This window comes from Thermocrispum sp., from assembly GCF_002919275.1.
Taxonomy (GTDB): Bacteria; Actinomycetota; Actinomycetes; order Mycobacteriales; family Pseudonocardiaceae; genus Thermocrispum; species Thermocrispum agreste.
This window is the reverse complement of the sequence record NZ_PKFA01000060.1, coordinates 40,528-60,122: the sequence shown is the minus strand read 5'-3', so window position 1 is coordinate 60,122 and position 19,595 is coordinate 40,528. Positions and strand designations below refer to the sequence as shown.

21 protein-coding genes are annotated in these 19,595 nt (G+C 70.3%); 8 read left to right on the top strand and 13 right to left on the bottom strand.

Translation table 11 applies throughout. The annotated features are described in order from the left end of the window. Nucleotides 1-400 precede the first annotated feature (400 nt). From moeZ to CXP56_RS16350, 3 genes are all read right to left on the bottom strand, one after another. Nucleotides 401-1,579, bottom strand: a complete 1,179-nt coding sequence (gene moeZ / locus CXP56_RS16360) for an adenylyltransferase/sulfurtransferase MoeZ (protein WP_286901803.1) — start codon at nucleotides 1,577-1,579, stop codon at nucleotides 401-403. A 214-nt stretch (nucleotides 1,580-1,793) separates the two neighbouring features. Further along, nucleotides 1,794-2,861, bottom strand: coding sequence for a DUF3152 domain-containing protein (locus tag CXP56_RS16355; RefSeq protein WP_286901802.1), 1,068 nt, complete (start codon nucleotides 2,859-2,861; stop codon nucleotides 1,794-1,796). A 79-nt stretch (nucleotides 2,862-2,940) separates the two neighbouring features. Further along, a complete protein-coding gene (locus CXP56_RS16350) occupies nucleotides 2,941-3,927 on the bottom strand; it encodes an alpha/beta fold hydrolase (RefSeq protein ID WP_286901801.1) in 987 nt (328 codons plus the stop codon). Between the two features lie 188 nt (nucleotides 3,928-4,115). On the opposite strand from CXP56_RS16350, the gene CXP56_RS16345 reads away from it, so the two are divergent. After that, the gene (locus CXP56_RS16345; RefSeq protein ID WP_028848939.1) at nucleotides 4,116-4,775 is read left to right on the top strand and encodes a TetR/AcrR family transcriptional regulator; all 660 of its coding nucleotides are present in this window, start codon (nucleotides 4,116-4,118) and stop codon (nucleotides 4,773-4,775) included. Between the two features lie 112 nt (nucleotides 4,776-4,887). Here CXP56_RS16345 and CXP56_RS16340 read toward each other — a convergent pair whose 3' ends face one another. Then, on the bottom strand, nucleotides 4,888-5,772 hold the full coding sequence (locus CXP56_RS16340; RefSeq protein WP_028848938.1) for an alpha/beta fold hydrolase: 885 nt from the start codon (nucleotides 5,770-5,772) through the stop codon (nucleotides 4,888-4,890). A 122-nt stretch (nucleotides 5,773-5,894) separates the two neighbouring features. On the opposite strand from CXP56_RS16340, the gene CXP56_RS16335 reads away from it, so the two are divergent. Then, a complete protein-coding gene (locus CXP56_RS16335; RefSeq protein WP_245566733.1) occupies nucleotides 5,895-6,656 on the top strand; it encodes a TetR/AcrR family transcriptional regulator in 762 nt (253 codons plus the stop codon). Between the two features lie 12 nt (nucleotides 6,657-6,668). Here the strand turns inward: CXP56_RS16335 and CXP56_RS16330 are convergent, their stop codons facing one another. Beyond that, on the bottom strand, nucleotides 6,669-6,926 hold the full coding sequence (locus tag CXP56_RS16330; RefSeq protein ID WP_028848936.1) for a DUF3107 domain-containing protein: 258 nt from the start codon (nucleotides 6,924-6,926) through the stop codon (nucleotides 6,669-6,671). 72 nt (nucleotides 6,927-6,998) lie between these two features. Further along, entirely contained in the window at nucleotides 6,999-7,718 is a 720-nt protein-coding gene (locus CXP56_RS16325) for a ferritin-like fold-containing protein (RefSeq protein ID WP_286901799.1), read from the bottom strand. A gap of 228 nt (nucleotides 7,719-7,946) precedes the next feature. Here CXP56_RS16325 and CXP56_RS16320 point away from each other — a divergent pair, with 228 nt between their 5' ends. Next, on the top strand, nucleotides 7,947-9,575 hold the full coding sequence (locus CXP56_RS16320) for a DEAD/DEAH box helicase (RefSeq protein ID WP_156899375.1): 1,629 nt from the start codon (nucleotides 7,947-7,949) through the stop codon (nucleotides 9,573-9,575). Nucleotides 9,576-9,578: 3 nt separating this feature from the next. Further along, nucleotides 9,579-10,949 (top strand): Rv3212 family protein, encoded by a 1,371-nt coding sequence (locus CXP56_RS16315; RefSeq protein ID WP_286901797.1) that lies wholly within the window; start codon nucleotides 9,579-9,581, stop codon nucleotides 10,947-10,949. A gap of 62 nt (nucleotides 10,950-11,011) precedes the next feature. On the opposite strand, the gene CXP56_RS16310 is transcribed toward CXP56_RS16315, so the two are convergent. From CXP56_RS16310 to CXP56_RS16290, 5 genes are all read right to left on the bottom strand, one after another. Beyond that, nucleotides 11,012-11,323 (bottom strand): hypothetical protein, encoded by a 312-nt coding sequence (locus CXP56_RS16310; protein ID WP_286901795.1) that lies wholly within the window; start codon nucleotides 11,321-11,323, stop codon nucleotides 11,012-11,014. Nucleotides 11,324-11,374: 51 nt separating this feature from the next. Next, nucleotides 11,375-11,989: a MarC family protein gene (locus tag CXP56_RS16305; RefSeq protein ID WP_286901794.1), complete on the bottom strand. Its 615-nt coding sequence runs from the start codon at nucleotides 11,987-11,989 to the stop codon at nucleotides 11,375-11,377. Between the two features lie 3 nt (nucleotides 11,990-11,992). Continuing rightward, nucleotides 11,993-12,853, bottom strand: a complete 861-nt coding sequence (locus CXP56_RS16300) for a PHP domain-containing protein (protein WP_286901793.1) — start codon at nucleotides 12,851-12,853, stop codon at nucleotides 11,993-11,995. Nucleotides 12,854-12,925: 72 nt separating this feature from the next. Further along, the gene (locus CXP56_RS16295; protein WP_028848931.1) at nucleotides 12,926-13,483 is read right to left on the bottom strand and encodes a PH domain-containing protein; all 558 of its coding nucleotides are present in this window, start codon (nucleotides 13,481-13,483) and stop codon (nucleotides 12,926-12,928) included. A gap of 23 nt (nucleotides 13,484-13,506) precedes the next feature. Further along, on the bottom strand, nucleotides 13,507-13,647 hold the full coding sequence (locus CXP56_RS16290; RefSeq protein ID WP_169725256.1) for a hypothetical protein: 141 nt from the start codon (nucleotides 13,645-13,647) through the stop codon (nucleotides 13,507-13,509). 162 nt (nucleotides 13,648-13,809) lie between these two features. Between CXP56_RS16290 and CXP56_RS16285 the strand changes: the two genes are divergently transcribed. Then, entirely contained in the window at nucleotides 13,810-14,217 is a 408-nt protein-coding gene (locus CXP56_RS16285; RefSeq protein WP_028848930.1) for an NUDIX hydrolase, read from the top strand. 938 nt (nucleotides 14,218-15,155) lie between these two features. Here the strand turns inward: CXP56_RS16285 and CXP56_RS16280 are convergent. Together CXP56_RS16280 and CXP56_RS16275 are read right to left on the bottom strand one after the other, a co-directional pair. Then, entirely contained in the window at nucleotides 15,156-16,250 is a 1,095-nt protein-coding gene (locus CXP56_RS16280) for a DUF2332 domain-containing protein (RefSeq protein WP_286901791.1), read from the bottom strand. After that, nucleotides 16,243-16,746 carry a MaoC family dehydratase gene (locus CXP56_RS16275; protein WP_028848928.1) on the bottom strand — a complete coding sequence of 168 codons (504 nt, stop codon included), beginning with the start codon at nucleotides 16,744-16,746 and terminating at the stop codon, nucleotides 16,243-16,245. The genes CXP56_RS16280 and CXP56_RS16275 overlap by 8 nt, the downstream gene beginning before the upstream one ends. A 210-nt stretch (nucleotides 16,747-16,956) precedes the next feature. On the opposite strand from CXP56_RS16275, the gene CXP56_RS16270 reads away from it, so the two are divergent. Genes CXP56_RS16270 through CXP56_RS16260 form a run of 3 tightly spaced genes read left to right on the top strand, consistent with a single transcriptional unit; the run spans nucleotide 16,957 to nucleotide 19,555 of the window. Next, nucleotides 16,957-18,042 (top strand): magnesium and cobalt transport protein CorA, encoded by a 1,086-nt coding sequence (locus CXP56_RS16270; protein WP_028848927.1) that lies wholly within the window; start codon nucleotides 16,957-16,959, stop codon nucleotides 18,040-18,042. A 20-nt stretch (nucleotides 18,043-18,062) separates the two neighbouring features. Next, on the top strand, nucleotides 18,063-18,719 hold the full coding sequence (locus CXP56_RS16265; RefSeq protein ID WP_038045554.1) for a metallophosphoesterase family protein: 657 nt from the start codon (nucleotides 18,063-18,065) through the stop codon (nucleotides 18,717-18,719). Next, a complete protein-coding gene (locus CXP56_RS16260; protein WP_286901789.1) occupies nucleotides 18,716-19,555 on the top strand; it encodes a ParB N-terminal domain-containing protein in 840 nt (279 codons plus the stop codon). Before CXP56_RS16265 ends, CXP56_RS16260 begins: the two co-directional genes overlap by 4 nt. The last annotated feature ends 40 nt before the right edge of the window (nucleotides 19,556-19,595 follow it).

Sequence of the window (19,595 nt, the reverse complement as noted above, 5' to 3'; positions counted from 1 at the left end):
AGTGACCGGCACGGCGGCAGACTAACGCGCTCGATTCTCACTCCACCGGGTGACACTCCGCCGCCCGCGGGTCCCTGACTCCATTGGGCGCAACCTGCCACCCCAATGGGCGGCGCATGCCGACCCGCCACCGGGGAGATGCCTCATCCCCTGCCTGGGCCGGTCAGGTCACAGCCCACTCGTGCCGACTGCAAGTCGATATTCACGGCGTCCGTCAGGCCACCACGACTCGGGTCCTGCGCACACCGGCCGGACAGCTGCAGTACCGCCCCATGCTGGACAAGTCGCGCCCTGCGCCCACCAGGAACGCCAGAAGCTGGAGGATTCCCCAGAACGGCACGCCAAAGGGCTCGAGTCCGGCCCCCAGGTCGGGACGCGGACTCGAGCCCCGGGTTCGTGCTCAGTACGTCGGCAGGCTCGGGTCGATCTGCTTCGCCCAGGCCAGGATCCCGCCGCCCAGGTGCACCGCGTCGGAGAAGCCGGCGCGGTGCAGCGCCGCCAGCGCCTCCGCCGACCGGCCACCCGACTTGCAGTGCAGCACGATCGGCTTGTCCTGCGGCAGCTCGGCCAGCGCCTCCCCGGACAGGATCCGGTCCTTCGGCACGAGCTTGGCGCCCTCGATCCGGACGATCTCGTACTCGTGCGGCTCCCGCACGTCGATCAGCTCGAACTCCTTGCCCGAGTCGAACATGGCCTTCAGCTCGTGCGGCGTGATGGTGCTGTCCTGCGCCGCCTGCTGCGCCTCGTCCGACACCACACCGCAGAACGTCTCGTAGTCGATCAGCTCGGTGATCTTCGGCGTCTCCGGGTCCTTGCGGATCTTCACCTCGCGGTAGCGCATCTCCAGCGCGTCGTAGGTGACCAGCCTGCCGAGCAGCGGCTCGCCGATCCCGGTGATCAGCTTGATCGCCTCGTTGACCATGATCGACCCGATCGACGCGCACAGCACACCCAGCACGCCGCCCTCGGCGCAGGACGGAACCATGCCGGGTGGCGGCGGCTCCGGGTACAGGTCGCGGTAGTTGACGCCCTTGCCGTTCGGGGCGGCCTCCCAGAACACCGACACCTGGCCTTCGAACCGGAAGATCGAGCCCCACACGTACGGCTTGCCCAGGATGACCGCTGCGTCGTTGACCAGGTACCGCGTGGCGAAGTTGTCCGTGCCGTCCAGGATCAGGTCGTAGCCGGAGAAGATGTCCAGGGCGTTCTCGCTGGTCAGCCGCTCGGTGTGCAGGTTGACCGTGACGAACGGGTTGACTTCGGCGATCGACTCCTTGGCCGACTGGGCCTTGAGCTTGCCGACGTCCGACTGCCCGTGGATCACCTGCCGCTGCAGGTTGGACTCGTCCACCGTGTCGAAGTCGACGATGCCCAGCGTGCCGACACCCGCGGCAGCCAGGTACAGCAGCGCGGGGCTGCCCAGCCCGCCGGCGCCGATGACCAGCACCTTCGCGTTCTTCAGCCGCTTCTGCCCGTCCACCCCGACGTCCGGGATGATCAGGTGCCGGCTGTAGCGGGCGATTTCCTCCTTGGTCAGCTCGGCCGCGGGCTCCACCAGCGGCGGCAGGCTGCCTGACATTCGACCTCCAGGTTCACGCCACGTCGGTTGTGCGGTGCCGTCTGACGTCGATAGTCCTCGCACTGCCAGCGTCCGTCCACATCATGACGTCACCGTCCACACTCTGGAACAACAGCGGCGTGGCATCCCGCATTCCCGCATCCCGGCCGTAAGGGCGGTCACGCCACCCTCGTCGGCGACTGCGCCGCGTCGCACGCAAGCGACAGCCCCGGCGTCACTGCGCCCCGGGATTCGGCCACGCGTTGGGCTTGCAGACCTTCCCGTCCCGCGGCACCGCGGCATAGTTCGTCGGGTCCGCCTTGTTCAACTTGGCCACGTAGTTGTTGGCCACGCCGAACGTCTGCTGCATCATCACCGGCGCCAGGGCACCGTTGCGCTGGCAGCCCACGTGCCCGTTGTTCAGCACATGGCCGACCTCGTGGTTGATGGCGTACTGCCGGTAGGCGGTCATGTCCGAGTTGAACGCCTTCGCGCCGCGCACCCACCGCGCCAGGTTGATGATCACGCGGTCCATCCGGCGCTGGTAGCACGACGACTCGTATCTGATCTGGAACCCGCAGATGTCCGCCCGGTGGGTGGTCCGCGGCGAGGTCAGGCTGATCCGGAAGTCGGCCTTCGCGGGGTCGTCCACCCGCTGGAAGCGCACCTCGCCGCTGCCGATCCAGCTCCGCGGATCCGCCAGGGTGGCCTCGACGGTCTGGGCGAACGCGTCGTCCCCGGTGTAGCTGGACGGGTCGAGGCCGTTCTCCACCTCGACGGTGTACTTGAGCAGCCGCGCACCCCGCTTGCCGACTGGCGGGCTGGAGCCTTTCACCACCCGCCAGGTGCCCCGGCCCTTCTCGGTGTACTTCCCGCCGGGAGGAAGCTCCGCGGTCGGAATGCGCAGGTCCACCGGCTTGACCGGGGTCTCCGTCGCGCTCGGCCCCTCGGGCTCGGACGGTGCGCCCGCTGCCGGCCCTTGCGGCGGCGCAGCTGCCGGCCCGGGCTGCGCACCGTCACGCGCGTCCAGCACCGCCAGGACGGTGACGACCAGCAGAATCGGCAGCGCGTAGATCCGCCAGCCGTACTTCTTGACCCAGCTGGCCGGCCCGGACCGGGGACGGGACCGGGACCGGGAACTCCGCCGGGCGGGTTCGCCCGGCTTCCAGGAAGCCTCCAACGGCTCGGCGGCGATCCGCCTGCCACCGGGGCGATACCGCGGAATGCCGCCCGACGTGCGATCGGGTGGCTGTGACCTGCGAAGCCGTGCGCTCCGCGGCCCGTTCGTCACACGCTCACCCACGGTTTACAGCCTGCCACATCGCGTATCGAATCCTGCGCCGACAGGCTGACATCCCGATCATCGTCGTCACCCTGTCGGCCTATCGTCCGGCCTCCGCCTCACGCCACAGCTCCACGGTGGCTTGCGCCACCCGCCGCGGCTGCTCCATCTGCGCTACATGTCCAGTATCCGGGAGCATCAACAGCCTGCCACGCCGCAGGGCGCGGACGGTCCGCACCGCCTTCCGCGCGCTGATCACCCGGTCCCGCTCGCCCCAGACCACCAGCGACGGCGCTGTGATCTCCTCCAGCGCCCGCCACAACGACCGCGGGCCCCTGGCCACCCAGTCGCGGACGATGCCGAGCGTCGACCGCCCCATCGCGGTGACCGCCCAGGCGTGGCCGCTGCGCTGCCGGTACTCCTCGACCATCTCGGCCAGGCGGTGCGGCGGCAGCCGCGACGGGTCGTGGTAGCACAGCTCGATCACCTGGCGCACGCGCTGCTCCGGGGTCATCGCGATCAGCTGTTGCCGGGCGCGCGTCCCGATCACCGGCAGGTAGGCGAGCGCAAGCCGAGGGTCGGACAGCCGCTTGATGCTCGGCCGCAGGTCCGGCACCGCGGGCGAGACCAGCGTCACGGAGCGCACCAGCTCGGGCCACCGCGCAGCCAGCAGGATGGCGATCGCGCCGCCCATCGAGTTGCCCAGCACGTGGACCGGTCCGTCGCCGAAGCCGCGCACGAACCGGGCAACCCGGTCGGCGTGGGCGCGCAGGCTGTAGTCGAAACCGTCCTCCGGCTCGGAGAGCCCGAAACCCGGCAGGTCGACGGCGACGCCGCGGGCCCACGGGGCGAGCAGGCGGCCGAGATCGGTCCAGTTCGTCGACGAGCCGCCGAGCCCGTGCACGTACACGGCGGTCGGCGCGCCGTCCGGGGTGAGCTCGGGTTCGGTCCGCCGGACGTGCAGCCGCACGCCACCGGACTCCTCCACCGCGCCCGGCCACGGCGGCAGGTGCTCGTCCAGCTCCGGCAGTTCGAGGTCGTCCCAGGCGGAGTCGTAGCCGCCGCCCGCCACTCCCGGATCAGCCATGGCACCAAGCATGGCGTACGCCACGACCGCTGCGCCAACGGGCAGAGCTGACGCACCGCTGGTCAGCCGACCCGGCGCGGCTTGCACCACGGGTATTACTGGCGGGTACTGTCGGGAGCGGCGAGATCCGCCCCTGCAGCTACCGACGACAACGCGCGACACAGCGCACGACATGCGGAAGGCCGGCCATGACGGAAACGACGAACGCGCAGGCCACCGGCGTCCTCGCTCAGCTCAAGCGCGGGGTGCGCATGCCCAAACGCAAGCGCCGGGCACAACTGCTTTCGGTGGCCAGGGACGTCTTCGCCGCCAACGGCTACCACGCGACCGCGATGGACGAGATCGCCGAGCGGGCGGGAGTCTCCAAGCCGGTGCTCTACCAGCACTTCCCCGGCAAGCTCGAGCTGTACATCGCGCTGCTCGAGGACAACGTGGAGCAGCTGGTCGCCGAGGTCACCAAGGCCATGAAGTCGACGACCGACAACAAGCAGCGGGTGTACAACGCGGTGGCCGCGTACTACGACTTCGTCAGCGCGGACAGCGGCGCGTTCCGGATGGTGTTCGAGTCCGATCTGCGCGGCGAGCCCGCGGTGCAGGCGGCGGTCGAGCGGGCCATGTCCGCGTGCGTGCACGCGATCACCGACACCATCACCGCCGACGCCGGCCTGCCACCGGCCAAGGCGCAGTTGCTGGCGTCCGGGCTGGTGGGCATGAGCCAGGTCAGTGCGCGCTACTGGCAGGACAACCACACCGCGATCGACCGGGACGAAGCGGTCGCGCTCATCGCGCAGCTGGCGTGGCGTGGCATCGGCGGCGGCTTCCCACTGCAGCACCAGGCCGAGCACTGAGCAGCAGGGGGCCCGACGATTTCGCCAGGGGCCCCAAGCCGTCGCCCACCGGCGGACACCGCGGCGCGTACGGCCCGACTAGGCCGCGGGGACCGTGGCGCGGACGGCCCGGCTAGGCCGCGGGGACCGCAGCGCGAATCAACGACATCAGGCTTCGTGCCACGTCGGTGGTGCGCTCGTGCATGAGCATGTGCCCGGCCCCCGGGTAGAGCACGAAGCTGGTCCCGGGCAGCTGCTCGGCGATGACCTTGGCGTGCTCCACCGAGCACAGCCGATCCCGGTCACCGGCCAGCACCACTGTCGGAATGCTGCGCAGCGCGCCGAGTACCACGGTCCGGTCGTGCGCGAAGATCGCGTCCAGCAACCCGCCGACGGTGGCCGGATGGGCGGCGAGCACCGCCCGCGCCGTGTCGTTCACGTGCTGCCAGCGGGCCCGCTTGCCGAACGCCAGCCACCGCACCACGGGACTGATCAGCTGCGGCACCGCGGGCAACGAGCCGTCCTCGCGGCGTTCCAGCAATCCACGCAGCACGGGCTCGGCCCGTGGCACGGTGCGGCCGAGCACCCCGCCCAGCCCCAGCGTGATGCGGTGCATGTTGCCGGACGAGGTCGCCACGAAAGCCACCCCGGCCACCCGGTCGGCGACCAGCCGCGGATGCCGCTCGGCCAGCGCCATGAGCGTCATCCCGCCCATCGAGTGGCCCACCAGTACCACCGGCCCCGAGGTGCGCGCAGCCAGCACCTCGGCCACGTCGTCGGCGAGCTGCTCCAGGGTGCGCGTGCCTGGGGGTGCGGGGTCCGAACCGCCGTGACCGCGCAGATCGACGCGGAGAACGCGGACATCCGGGGGCAGCAGCGCGCACACGCCGTCCCAGCAGCCGCTGTGCTGCGTCCAGCCGTGCACCAGAACCACGGTGACCGGGGCGGTGCTCGGCCCGCTGCTTCGGACCAGCAGGCGGGTGCCGTCACCGGCGGTGAACCGGTCGACCCGTTCCATCCCTGCACTGGACGCCGCCGGCAGCCACCGGCGCTGTGGCTCCACCAGGCTCACGCGCTCCGCCCCTTCGCCGAACTTACTGTAACGACCGGTAACAGTTACCTCGCGGTATGGTGACCGGCATGGCTGACGGTGTCAAGGAGGGCGCACGAGGCCGGGCCGACCGGGGCGACGCCCGGCGCGACCGCTGGCGGCGGCACCGCATCGAGCGCCGCAAAGAGTTCGTCGAGGCAGCGCTGCGGGTCATCGACAAGCAGGGGCCGGACTTCGGCATGGAGGACGTCGCCGCCGAGGCCGGGGTCACCAAGCCTGTGCTGTACCGGCACTTCACCGACAAGGCCGACCTGCTGGTGGCGCTCGGCCAGCGCGGGACCGAGATCCTCTTCAACCGGCTGATGCCCGCGCTGAACCAGGAGCTGGCCCCGGTGCCGCGCATCCGGCGGGCGATCGACGCCTTCTTCAGCACCGTGGAGGAGTACCCGAACCTGTATCGGCTGCTGGTGCACCCGCCGCCGCACGCCGCCGACTCGCCGAGCACCGCCATCGCCCAGGAGGACAAACGGCTCATCGCCACCGCGGTGACCGCCGTGCTCGGCGACTACATGCGCGCGTTCGGCATGGACTCCGGCGCCGCCGAGCCGTGGGCGCACGGCGTGGTCGGGCTGGTGCAGAACATCGGGGAATGGTGGCTGGAACGCCAGTCGATGAGCAAGGAAGCCGTGGTGGAGTACACCACGCAGATCATCTGGGCAGCGATCGACGGCGTGCTGCGCCAGCACGGTCACACGGTCGACCCGAACAAGCCGCTCGAACTGAACAAGGTGATCAAAATGCGCGACACCCGTGGCGACGCGGCCACAGGTGCCGAGAAAGCCGCCGAGTGAGCACTCGCGGCACTACTTGGCGTCCTTGGCGTCCTTCGTCGGCTCGACGACCGCGAACCCGACCCGGCGCGTGTCGGTCGGCGCGATCTCCACGTAGGCGATCTTGTCGGACGGCACCAGGTAGGTGCGCCCCTTCTCGTCGGACAGCCGCAGCAGGCCTTCGCCCTTGTCCAGCGTCTCGGTGACCAGCTTCTCGACTTCCTCCTGCGTCTGGTTGCTGGACACCACCAGCTCGCGGGGCGACTCATCGATGCCGATCTTGATCTCCACCCATGCCTCCTGCACAGCCTCTGCGGACGCGTCCGCTCTCCTGCCAGGCTATCCCACCGCCGGGCGGGCGCGTCAGCCGAGGCCGAGCGCCTGCATCCGCTTGTGGTGCCGCTGCTGCATCCGGCGGAACAGCGCGGCGATGCCCGAGATGTCGCCGGAACCGGAGATGATCAGCTCGGCCAGCCCGTCACGCTCGGCCGCGACGTACTGGGACTGGGTGAGCGCTTCGCCGAGCAGGCGCCGGCCCCACAGCGCCAGGCGGTCGCGCAGCTTCGAATCGGCCTCGATGGCCGCGGTGACCTCACGCTCGGCGAACGCCGAATGTCCGGTGTCGGCCAGCACCGTGAGCACGATCTCCCGCGTCTCGGGGTCCAGCCAGTCGGCGACCTCCCGGTACAGGTCGGCCGCCAGCTGGTCGCCGACGTAGGCCTTCACCAGGGATTCCAGCCACGTCTTCGGCCGGGTGCCTGCGTGGAAGGCGTCCAGCGGCTTGACGAACGGCCGCATGGCGTCCTCCACGGACACCCCGTGCTCGGCCAGGTAACGCTCGATGAGCTGGTAGTGCGACATCTCCGCGGCCGCCATGGCGGACAGCTGGGCGCGACCGGTCAACGTCGGCGCTCCCCTGGCGTCCTCCGCCAGCCGGTCGAACGCGGCCAGCTCGCCGTAGGCCAACACGCCGAGCAGGTCCACCACGCCCTCGCTGAGCGGCTCCTTGGCAGCCTGAGTACCTCGCTGTTCGTCGGTCTTCTCCGTCGCGGAGTTGGCCGATTGGTCGGTGCCGTCGGTCATGTTTAGACCCTAACGCCGATTTGGGCCGGTAGACTGCACCTGGAGAGCGATATCGCATCACGCGCGCCACCACCTGTTCGTGGGCGTGCGGTTTCGCGGAACATCGAGCGATATCGAGGCACTGTGCGTGCACGCGAGCCGATGCCGGTCGTGTCCCGATCGGCACATTGGGGATTCCCACCGTCAGCTGTGCGCGCTGGAACATCGAGAGAGGCGATCACGCTGACCATGACGAACACGCCTGGCGAGCGATCCGAACAGCCGGATGCCCCCGGGCCCACCGACCCCGTCACGCTGGAGCACAGCGAGGCCGGTGTCGACGAGAGCGATACTTCCCATCCGCTGCGTGCCGGCGCCCCGGTGCGGCCCGAGGCACCGAAATTCAGCGAGTTCGACATCAAGCCGGAAATCGTCCGGGCGCTGAAAGAAGCGGGCATCGAGCGCACGTTCGCCATTCAGGAATTGACCCTGCCGCTGGCACTGGCCGGCGAGGACGTCATCGGGCAGGCCCGCACCGGGACCGGCAAGACACTCGGTTTCGGTGTCCCGATCCTCAACCGGCTGACCCTGCCGGGTGACGGCACACCGCAGGCGCTGGTGGTGGTGCCGACCCGCGAGCTGTGCCTGCAGGTCACGCACGACCTGCACGACGCAGGCAAGTACCTCGGCGTCCGCACCCTCGCGGTGTACGGCGGGCGGCCGTACGAGTCGCAGATCAAGGCGCTGAAGAAGGGCGTCGACCTGGTGGTCGGTACCCCGGGACGGCTGCTGGACCTGGCCGAGCAGCGGCACCTGGTGCTGGGCAAGGTGTCCGCGCTGGTGCTCGACGAGGCCGACGAAATGCTCGACCTCGGCTTCCTGCCGGACGTGGAGCGGATTCTGCAGATGGTGCCGGAGCAGCGGCAGACGATGCTGTTCTCGGCCACCATGCCTGGCCCGATCATCACGCTGGCCCGCGCGTTCCTGCACAAGCCGACGCACATCCGTGCCGAGGAGGTCGACCAGGGCGCGGTGCACGAACGCACCGCCCAGTTCGTCTACCGAGCGCACGCGCTGGACAAGCCGGAGCTGATCGCGCGGGTGCTGCAGGCCAAGGACCGTGGGCTGACCATGATCTTCACCCGGACCAAGCGCACCGCGCAGAAGCTCGCCGACGACCTCACCGAGCGCGGCTTCGCCGCCGGTGCGGTGCACGGCGACCTCGGCCAGTCGGCCAGGGAGCAGGCGCTGCGCGCGTTCCGGTCGGGCAAGATCGACGTCCTGGTGGCCACCGACGTGGCGGCCCGTGGCATCGACGTCGACGACGTCACCCACGTGATCAACTACCAGTGCCCGGAGGACGAGAAGACCTACATCCACCGCATCGGCCGTACCGGCCGGGCGGGCAAGGCCGGTGTCGCGGTGACGCTGGTGGACTGGGACGAGGAGCAGCGCTGGCGGCTCATCTCCGACACGCTCGGCCTGGGCATCCCGGAGCCGGTGGAGACGTATTCGACGTCCGACCACCTGTACACCGACCTGGGCATCCCGCGGGAGGCGACCGGGCGGTTGCCGCTGGCCAAGCGAACCCGCGCCGGGCTGGCCGCGGAGGAGGCCGAGGACTTCGGCGGCAAGCGCGCCGGTGGCCCGCGGTCGCAGTCGCCGGGCAAGCGGCGCTCGCGCAAGCGCACCCGTAGCGGCCGCTCGGCATCGGCAGGCAAGCAGCAGGCCGACACGGCGGCGGGCCAGGCTCAGACGGCGCCGGAAGCGCGCTCGGACGAGCCGGCCAGCTCGGCGCCGGGCAAACCGTCCGGCACGCGCCGCCGCCGGCGTCGCCGCCGCAGCAGCGCTACCACGTCAGCAGGCGGAGACGCCTGACTCGTGCCCGGTTCGCGCGAGCCGCACAAGCGGACCGGTACCCGTTCGCCGTGGACACGTCCGCGGGACAGGATCGCCGCGGCGATCATCGTCGTACTCGTCGTGGTCGTCGGAGCGGTGGTGTGGGCGCAGAGCGACAGCAGGGCCACCAGCCGCTCCACGGCGCGGCCGGTGCCTGCGCTTCCCGAGCCGGCGCAGCCGCCGGAACGGCTGACCGAGGCGTGGCGGGCCCCCAGCCCGGCCACCGTGGTCCCGGTCGCCCACGGTTCGACGGTCGTCACCGCTGCCGACGGCGAAGTCACTGGGCGGGACGCCGAAACCGGGCGCGAGCGCTGGCATTACGCGCGTGACCTCCCGCTGTGCACGGTCGCCGAAGCCTGGGGCAGTGTCGTCGTCGTGCACAGCAAGTCGGCCGGGTGCAGCGAGGTGTCCCGGTTCGACATCACCACCGGCAGGCTGCGAGCCCAACGCAACGGCGACGCCGAGTTCGGCACTCGCCTGCTCAGCGACGGAACACACGTGCTGGCCACCGGCCGGAAGCTGCTCAACGTCTGGAGCAGGGAGCTGATCCGGACGATGGAGTACGGGCGGGTGCCGACACCGGTGGAGCCGAACCGGCAGCATCCGCCCGGCTGCACCGCCACCAGCGAGTCCGGTGGCGGGCAGGTGGAGACGTCGCCGCCGCCGGAGCAGGAGCGGCGATGCACACCCGATCCGGCCCGCCCGCCCCGCGCCGACTGCGTGCTGAACTCCATGACCCTGGCCGTGGGCAAGATCGCCGTCACCGAGCGCTGCGCGGGTGACCGGGCCGACTGGCTGACCGTCATCGGCACGACCAACGAGAAGGACGGCGAGAACAGGACCGACGAGCCCAAGGTGCTGCTGTCGGCCGAACTGCCCGGGCCGGACGGCCGCGTGGTCGCGGTGGCGCGGGACGACGAGCCCCGTGCCGCCGTCGTCCTGCCGCACTCGCGTCAGATGCTGATCTACGCCAAGCCGGGCAAGCTGGTGCACCAGTACCGCCTGACCATGCCGGCGGACGAGCTGCTGGCCGCGCACGACGCGGGGACGCCCCGGACCACCAACGGGGTCTCGTCGGTGTTGTGGGACACCGGGTCGGCGACTCTCGCGCTGGACGCCACGACATTGCAGCCCCGGTGGACACTGCCGGACACCCGCGGCACGGGGGTGCTGTGGGCGGGCAGCGTCGTCGTGCCGATCGACGGCGGTGTCGCCGTCATCGACGAGCGAACCGGCGTGGCGTCCAACACGATCGCCGTCGACCGAGGCGACTACCAAGGGCCGGTGCGGCTGGGACGCGTCGGTCCGGTGCTGCTCGAGCAGCGCGGCGACACGCTGGTTGCGTTCCGGTGATGCATCGACCAGCCTTGCCGCGACGCGCGGCCGCGCACCCGCTCACGTACCGGGTGATCCGCTCAGGTGAGCCAGTAGAACCACAGCACGGCGGCCACGACGACCACGACCACCGCCAACGCCGCCGCGACGATCCGCCCTCGCTGACGATCCGCCACCACCGCGGCAACCAGGGCGGCGAACGAGGCGACCGCGTGGCCCGTGATCGTGCCCGCACCCGGCCCGTCCAGGCCGTTGGCCTCGGTCACCCACTCCGCCACCACCAGCACCGCGGTCAGGGCGACCAGGCCGGCGGCCAATGACCCGGTGAGAAATCGCGCGACGCCGGCGGCATCCCGGCGCGGCCTGCTCACCACCACCTCATCCGCCCTCATACCCGTCAGGCTAGTCTCAGCCGGAGCGCTGCCCCCGCGTGCGGTCGGTGATCAGCCACCGGCGATGAACCCGCGGACCGACTCGGCGACCAGTTGCACGGCGATGGCGGCCAGCAGCAGACCGGCGATCTTGGCCAGCAGGGTGATGCCGCTTTCCCGCAGCAGCTTGATCAGGCCACCGGCGAACCGCAGGCACAGGAACAGCCCGACGTGGACCAGCAGGATGGCCGCGGCCAGCGCCAGGTAGGCACCCAGGTGGCCCTCCGCCTCGCGGACGAACACGATGGTCGCCGCAATGGCGCCCGGACCGGCCAGCAGCGGCGTGCCCAGCGGCACCAGCGCCACGTTCACGTCGTCGGCCGGACGCGGCTGGGCGCTTTCCCGGCCGGTCAGCAGGTCCAGCGCGATCAGCAGCAACAGCAGGCCGCCTGCGCCCTGCAACGCGGGGATGCCGATGCCCAGATAGGCCAGGATGGCCTGCCCGGCCACCGCGAACAGCGTGATGACCAGCAGCGAGATCAGCACCGCCTGCCGCGCCGCCTTGGCCCGTGCCGCCGGGGGCTTGCGGCCGGTCAGGCTGAGGAACACCGGCACCGTGCCCGGCGGGTCCATGATGACCAGCAGGGTGATCAGCGCGGACGTGAAAACCTCGAGATCGAAGTACACGACTCAGCCTCTCACCGGAGGGCGGCCGGTCGCACGCGCAACGAGCTGCTCGTACACCTCCGGGTCGGTGGTCTCCGCGCCGATCGGCGTCGGCTTGTTCGCGCCGTGGTAGTCGCTCGACCCGGTGGTCAGCAGGCCCAGCTCCGCCGCCAGCCCGCGCAGGCGCTGTCTGGTGGCCGGATCGTGGTCGGGATGATCCACCTCGATCCCGGTCAGGCCGGCCGCCGCCAGCTCGGCGATGACGTCCTCCCCGACCGTCGGGCCGCGCGAGTAGGCCCACGGATGGGCGAGCACGGTCACCCCGCCGGCTTCGGCGATCATCGCGACGGCTCGCCTCACCGGGGTGTCCGCCCGCCGCACGTAGTACCGGCCCCGGCTGCCCAGGTACTTGTCGAACGCCTCGCTCACCGAACTCACCAAGCCCGCCTCGACCAGCGCCCTGGCCAGGTGCGGCCGCCCCGCGGAGCCGTCGGCGGGCAGCGACGCCAGCACCGCCTCCGGATCGATCGGGAGGCCGTCCGCGGCCATGCGCTCGGCCATCCGGCGCAGCCGCTCCCGCCGCTCCGCCCGGAGCCGTCGCTGTTCGGCGACCAGCGCCTGCGCGTCCGGATCGAACAGGTACGCCAGCAGGTGCACGCTGATCGGCCAGCCCTGCTCCGAAGTGCTGACGCAGGACAACTCGGCTCCCCGGATCAACGTCATGCCGGACGGCAGCGCGTCGACCGCCTCCTGCCACCCGGCCGTGGTGTCGTGATCGGTGATGGCCAGGACGTCCAGGCCCGCCGCGGCCGCCGCCTGGATCAGCTCACGCGGCGTGTCCGTGCCGTCCGACAGCACGGTGTGGGTGTGGAGATCGATGCGCACCTGTCGAGTGTGCCCGACCGGCCAGGACGGCGCCGATGCAGGTGGCGGCCGGTGTGCGACGGGACGGCTGGGTCAGCCGACCGGGCGCTTGCCCTTCGCCGCGCGCTGCGCCTTCATCATCGAGAACCGCTGGGCCTGGGCCTTCTTGTCGCCGAAGACCAGCTCGGAGATCGAGTCGTAGAACTCCTCGGGATGCGGGATGAAGTCGATGTTGTTCAGCGCCTGGATCTGACCGGCCGACTCGACGATCACCGTACCGTAGCCGAGGATGCGGCCGATGAACGGCCGCTCGTAGGTCAGGTCGGTGACCTTGCTGATGGGCATCATCAGCACCTTGGTGGTGAAGATGCCGCGGGTGAGCACGAAGCGCTTGTCGGTGACCACCAGGGTCTCCACCCACCACTCCATGACCTTCCACGCAAACCGGAGCACCACCGCCAGCGCGACGTACCACAGCGCGCTCTGGATCAGCTCCGACGGCGGGAGCAGGTAGGACACCATGATGGTGATCGCCAGCAGCGCGGCGCTTTCGAACGTGTCCCACAGCAGGACCGCCCAATGCCGGCGAACGCGGATGACCCGTCGCTCGGTGTCGAGCAGGTACTCGTCCGGATCCCGGGGAGCCAGCAGCATGGTGAAGCGCGTGCCCTGCGTCAGCCGTTGACGACGTTGCTGACGAACGCGATCAACGACTCAGCCGCGTCCTGCAGCATGCCCAGGATGTTGTGCACCATGGCCGCGGACTGACCGGGCTGCGAAATCACGAAGAACAGCACCAGCAGGATCCCGGTCACAGCAGCTATTTTCTTCGCGTTCACTGGCGATCAGATCCCGTCTACTCGTCGCTCACGTCACCGGTTCGTTCATACCGCACCAGGTGCGGTATTCCGCAAGGGAAGTCCCGCAGACGGGCCAGCCCCGCCGGACATGCTACCGCTTCACTACTCTCTGTGGCTATGGCCGCGAAAAAGCCCACAGTGCGTTGCGTCGGCGCGGTGGTGCACGACGCGCGCGGCAGGCTGCTGATGATCAAGCGCGGCCACCCGCCGTCGCCGGGAAAGTGGTCCCTGCCTGGGGGAAGGGTCGAGGCCGGGGAGTCCGACGCCGCCGCGGTGGCCCGTGAGCTGCGCGAAGAGACCGGTTTGGAGGTGACTTGCGGCGCGCTGGCCGGCGTCGTGGTGCGCGGCGAATTCGAGATCCACGACTACTTCTGTTCGGTCATCGGCGGACTGCTCCGCCCGGGTGATGATGCCGCCGATGTTCGCTGGGTCACAGCCGAGGAATACACCCGGTTCGAGCAGGAGGGCGCTCTGGTGGAGCAACTGACCGACACCCTCCGTGGTTGGAATGCCCTTCCCCGCTGACGCGAGAGCCATCCCACAGCGAGAAATGCCCGACCGGGCATGTCCGGCGGCGGAACGGACCCCACAATTTCATCCGGCCGGGGATACCCCGTTCAGGTCAGGTCACCCCGGGCACGGTCCTTCCCGGGACAGCCTGTCGGCGCGGCCCCGGAACGACCAGGTCACCCCCCCCCGGGGCACGGTCCTCCCAGTGCGGGCGAGTCGCTGAGCCGGTCACGCCACGTCAGGTCACCCCCGGGCACGGTCCTTCCAGTGAGCGCATGCTGCGCACCCCGGGCGCGGTCCTTCCAGGGTTCCGCGGCCAGCATCGATCGGCATGATCGGCAGGTCACCCCGGGCGCGGTGTTTCCAGGCCGTGGCGGTTGGCCGGTGAGCCGAAAGAGACGGACGGCCCGGACCGCCGCCGATGGTCGCCAGGAGCCGGGCAATCCGCCCTGCCTGCCGCCCCGGCGGTCGATGCGAGCCGAGATGGCCTCCGGCCAGCCCCGGCGATCGATGCGAGCCAGACGGCCTCGCCGGTCCGCACAGGCAGACGACACGAACGAGCACACCACCGGACATCCCCCATACACACGAGCCGAGAAGCGCGCACCCCGGACCACGCCTGGTGCTCGATCCGAGCCGGGGAGACCACCTTGCGAACGGCAGTGCGCCGAGGAAGCCGGCGCTTCGGGCGCGAACCGAGCCGACGGACCCGCCGAGCCAACTTGCGACGTAGACCGAAGCCCTTCGCCCCGCGCGAACTGAGCCGACGGACCTGCCGAGCCACCCCGTGACGAAGACCGAAGCCCTTCACCCCACACGACCTGAGCCGACCAACCTGCCGAGCCAACTTGCGACGAAGACCGAAGCCCTTCACCCCACACGACCTGAGCCGATGGGCCCGCCGAGCCACCCCGCGACGGTCAGGTCACGCCGGAAAGATGCCCCGGCCCCGGTCAGCCCAGCCAGGTCATTCGCTTGCCGTGGTGCGCGTGCTGGGCGAGCACCCGCCCACGCGGCTGCCCGTCCACCCACTCGGTCACCGCCAACGTGCTCAGCCCGCTGGCGCGGTAGCTCAGCTCGTCCCGGCCGGGCACAACCAGGTCGATGCCGCTCTCGTACGGGCCGCTGGCCACCCACCACAGCGGACGCTGCCGCGCCAGCTCGGTCAGCGTCGCGACGAACTGCTCGCGGCGCGGCCGCTCGAGGTAGGTGGTGGCGTGGCTGGTCAGCACCACCAGCGGCAGGTCCCCGGGCAGCCTGCCTACCGCCGCGGGCAGGTCGTCCACCGCATCACCGGTCATCAGCTCGGGAGGATCCCGGCGCTGCACGGCCGCCGCGGTGTGCAGCAGCCGCACCCGTTCCAGCTGATCCGGCCACACGCATGCCTCCAGCCAGGCGAACTGCTCCTCGTCGGCGAGGTCGACCGGGGCCTGGTCCAGCCCCAGCCGGGCGCCGACGGCCAGCTTCTTCGGCGGCTGGGTGAACCCGTCACCGTCGACCGCGCAGCTCAGGCTCAACGCCGCCTTGGCCGGTCCGGCGGTGAACTTGTCCGCCCGGAACGAGTACTCGTACCGGTAGCGGTCCAACCCCAGCAGCAGCCCCGCGCTGGTGCCCACCTCCAGCAGCGCGATCGGCGAGCGCGCCCGCTTCGCGACCGCGGCGACGGCCGGATACAGCAGCGCCGACCGCTGCACCTCGTTGGTCTGGGTGAACCGGGTCGCGCACAGCCGACGCACCTCGTCGGCCCGTTCCAGCACGAAGGACCGGAACAACGGCCACGTCCGGTCGTCGACCCCGTCGAAACCCCCCATCGTCGGGTAGTACCGGCTGAGCGGGTGCACCGGCGCGGCCGCCAGGAGCCGGTGCACCGCCGCCAGCAGCAGCGTCGGCCGCGCGTGGTTGAGCGGCGCGGCCAGCAACAAGCCCGCCACCTCGTCGTCCTCGGCGGCCTGGCCCGCCAAGTGCGCGTACAGCGGCGAGGTCTGCGCCTCGGCCTCGGCGAACGTGCGCAGCCGCTGCCGGACGACCGCGAGCGGGTCGTCAGTCACGAGGTTCCGGCCTCCCCGGCTGCTCCCCACCGCGCGCTTCGCCGTACGACCGCTTCGGCACCATCACCTTCCGGCGGAACACGCACACCACCGTGCCGTCCTGCTTGTAGCCGCGGGTCTCCACGTACACCACGCCACGGTCGTCCTTCGACTTCGACGGCGTCTTGTCCAGCACCTCGGTCTCGCCGTAGATGGTGTCGCCGTGGAAGGTCGGGGCCACGTGCCGCAGCGATTCCACCTCGAGGTTGGCGATGGCCTTGCCGGAGACGTCGGGCACGGACATCCCCAGCAGCAGCGAGTAGATGTAGTTGCCGACCACCACGTTCTTGCCGAAGTCGGTGGTGTTCTCCGCGTAGTGGGCGTCCATGTGCAGCGGATGGTGGTTCATGGTGAGCAGGCAGAACAGGTGATCGTCGTACTCGGTCACCGTCTTGCCCGGCCAGTGCTTGTAGACGTCACCGACCTCGAACTCTTCGTAGTAGCGCCCGAACTGCACTGTTTCGGCCTCCTCATCGGGGGAAATGAGCACGCAGTACCACTGTTGGAGTACCCTCGATCATTGGTGCTCGTTGGTCAACGAGAGCCTCGACACGCTCGACCGGCCCACCCAGGAGGAGCCACGAACGCGAGGAGGTGAGGAACCCGTGAGTACTGGCGATAGTCCCGTGCCGCAAAGCCAGTCCCTTCTACCTGGCAGGAGTTCCTCATGCCCGCGATTCCTTCGCTCAGCGCGTTGCGTTCCCGCGCCAGGACCGTCCACGGCCCAGTGAAGCCGCGTGCCACCTCGCCACTCGACTCGTGCATCGTCGACTGCGCGGTCTACGTCGACGGGCGGCGAAAGCCCGGGCGGTGGACGCACACCGACGCGATCGCGGAGGTGCGCGCCACCGGAGAGGGCTTCGTCTGGCTCGGGCTGTACGAACCCGCCGAAGAGCAGATGGCCGCCATCGCCCGCACGTTCGAGCTGCACGAGCTGGCGGTGGAGGACGCGGTCCAGGCGCATCAGCGTCCCAAGCTGGACCGGTACGAGGACACCCTGTTCATGGTGTTCAAGACGGTCCGCTACGTCGAGCACTCGTCACCGACCACGGCGAACGAGATCGTGGCCACCGGTGAGCTGATGGCGTTCCTGGGCAAGGACTTCATCATCACCGTCCGGCACGGCGAACACGCCGAGCTCGGTCAGGTGCGCAAGCAACTGGAGGACGACCCGGAGCAACTGGCGCTCGGGCCGTCCGCGGTGCTGCACGCCATCGCCGACCACGTGGTGGACGACTACATGACCGTCACCGACGGTCTGGCCGAGGACGTGGACACCCTGGAGACCGAGGTGTTCGCCCCGGACTCGCTGGTCACCGCCGAGCAGATCTACTTCATGAAGCGCGAAGTGCTCGAGCTGCGCCGGGCGGTGCTGCCGCTGGCCACACCGCTGCGCAGGCTGGCCCAGGGCTACAGCAAGCTGGTGCCGGACCAGGTGCGGTCGTACTTCAGCGACGTCGACGACCACCTGACCACGGTCTCGGAGCGGGTGGCCGGATTCGACGAGATGCTCACCACGCTGGTGGACGCCACCTTGGCCAAGATCACGCTGCAGCAGAACACCGACATGCGCAAGATCACCGCGTGGGCAGCCATCATCGCGGTGCCGACCGCCATCGCGGGGATCTACGGGATGAACTTCGACTTCATGCCGGAGACCCACTGGCGGTACGGCTATCCGGCGGTGCTGTTGCTCATCGCCGTGGTCTGTCTGACCCTGTACTTCCGGCTCAGACGCAACCGCTGGCTGTGAGGGCCCCGTAACCTGGCGGTATGGCACGGGCATTGGTGGTCGCCGACGAGGTCGACCACGCACTCTGGTCGGACGTCGGCCGCGTCGGTTCAGTCGACCTGCTGCTGTCCGCCGGGGATCTGCCGTTCGACTACCTGGAGTTCCTGGTCGACGCGCTGGAGGTGCCTGCCGTCATGGTGCCCGGCAACCACGACCGGGAGCTCGGCGGCTACACGCTGCACGCCGGGCTGAGCGTGCGCGCCGGCTTCCCCGAGCGCTGGCCGGGCCCGCGCGGCTGGGCCAACGCCGACACCAGGGTGGTCACCGCGGCCGGGTTGCGGATCGCCGGGCTCGGCGGGTCGGTGCGCTATTCCGGCGGCCCGAACCAGTGGACCCAGCAGCAGGCCGCCCGGCGGGCGCGGCGGCTGGTCCGGCGGGCCAGGGGGCCGGTGGACGTGCTGCTCACCCACAGCCCGCCCCGTGGCGTCGGGGACGGCGACGACGACCCGCACCAGGGGTTCGACTGCCTGCACGACGTCGTCCGCCGGCTGCGCCCGCGCTGGCTGCTGCACGGCCACATCCACCCTTACGGCCAGCGCGTCGAAGACCACATACTCGGCACGACGACCGTGCGCAACGTCGTCGGCAGTCACATCATCGATCTCGAACCAGCTGAGCACTCCGCGGAGATCTCATGAGCAGGACCACCGGCTTCCCGAAGGCCGATGCCGAGAACGACTTCCTGCGCGCCCGCCGCAAGCAGGTGCGTGCCGCGCTGGCCGCGTGGCTGCGCCGCGAGCCGGACGACGTCAACGTGATGCTGCCGTTCGACGAGGTGGTCGAGGCGCTCGGACGCAAGGGGGAACGCCGCCTCGGGCTGCGTGTCATCCGGCTGGAAAGCATCGTCGGCAGCGTGGACCGCACCCGCGACTTCGACCGCTGGTTCCGGCCGACCAGCAGCCGGGTGCGCGCCCGCTGGGAGCGGCTGGCCGCGGCGCACCGGCGCGGTGAGCCGATCCCGCCGATCGAGGTCTACCGGGTCGGCGAGCTGCACTTCGTCAGCGACGGTCACCACCGCGTGTCGGTGGCGTGCGCGCTGGGGTTGAAGGAGATCGAGGCGTACGTCACCGAGGTGGAGACGGTGCTGGACGCCGACGGCATCCGCTACCGCGGCGACCTGATCGTCAAGGACTACCACCGCATCTTCGCCGAGCGCGTGCCGCTGATCCCGGAAGCCCGCGCGGACATGAAGCTGTCCGACCCGGCTCAGTACGCCGAGCTGGGCGAAGCGGTCGAGGCGTGGGGTTTCCGGCTGATGCAGGACGAAGGCCAGTTCCTGGACCGGGAGACGGTGGCCAACCGCTGGTACGCGGAGGAGTATCTGCCCGCCGTACGGCTGCTGCGGGACGCGGACCTGATCGGTGACATGACCGACACCGAGGCGTACCTGGCCATGGCGTCCAAGCGCTACCGGCTGATGCGCACCCACCGCTGGGACGACGAGGTCATCGAGACACTGCTCACCAAGGACTGACCGGACCAGCGGCCACCGGGCGGTGCATCCGGCCGGGCGC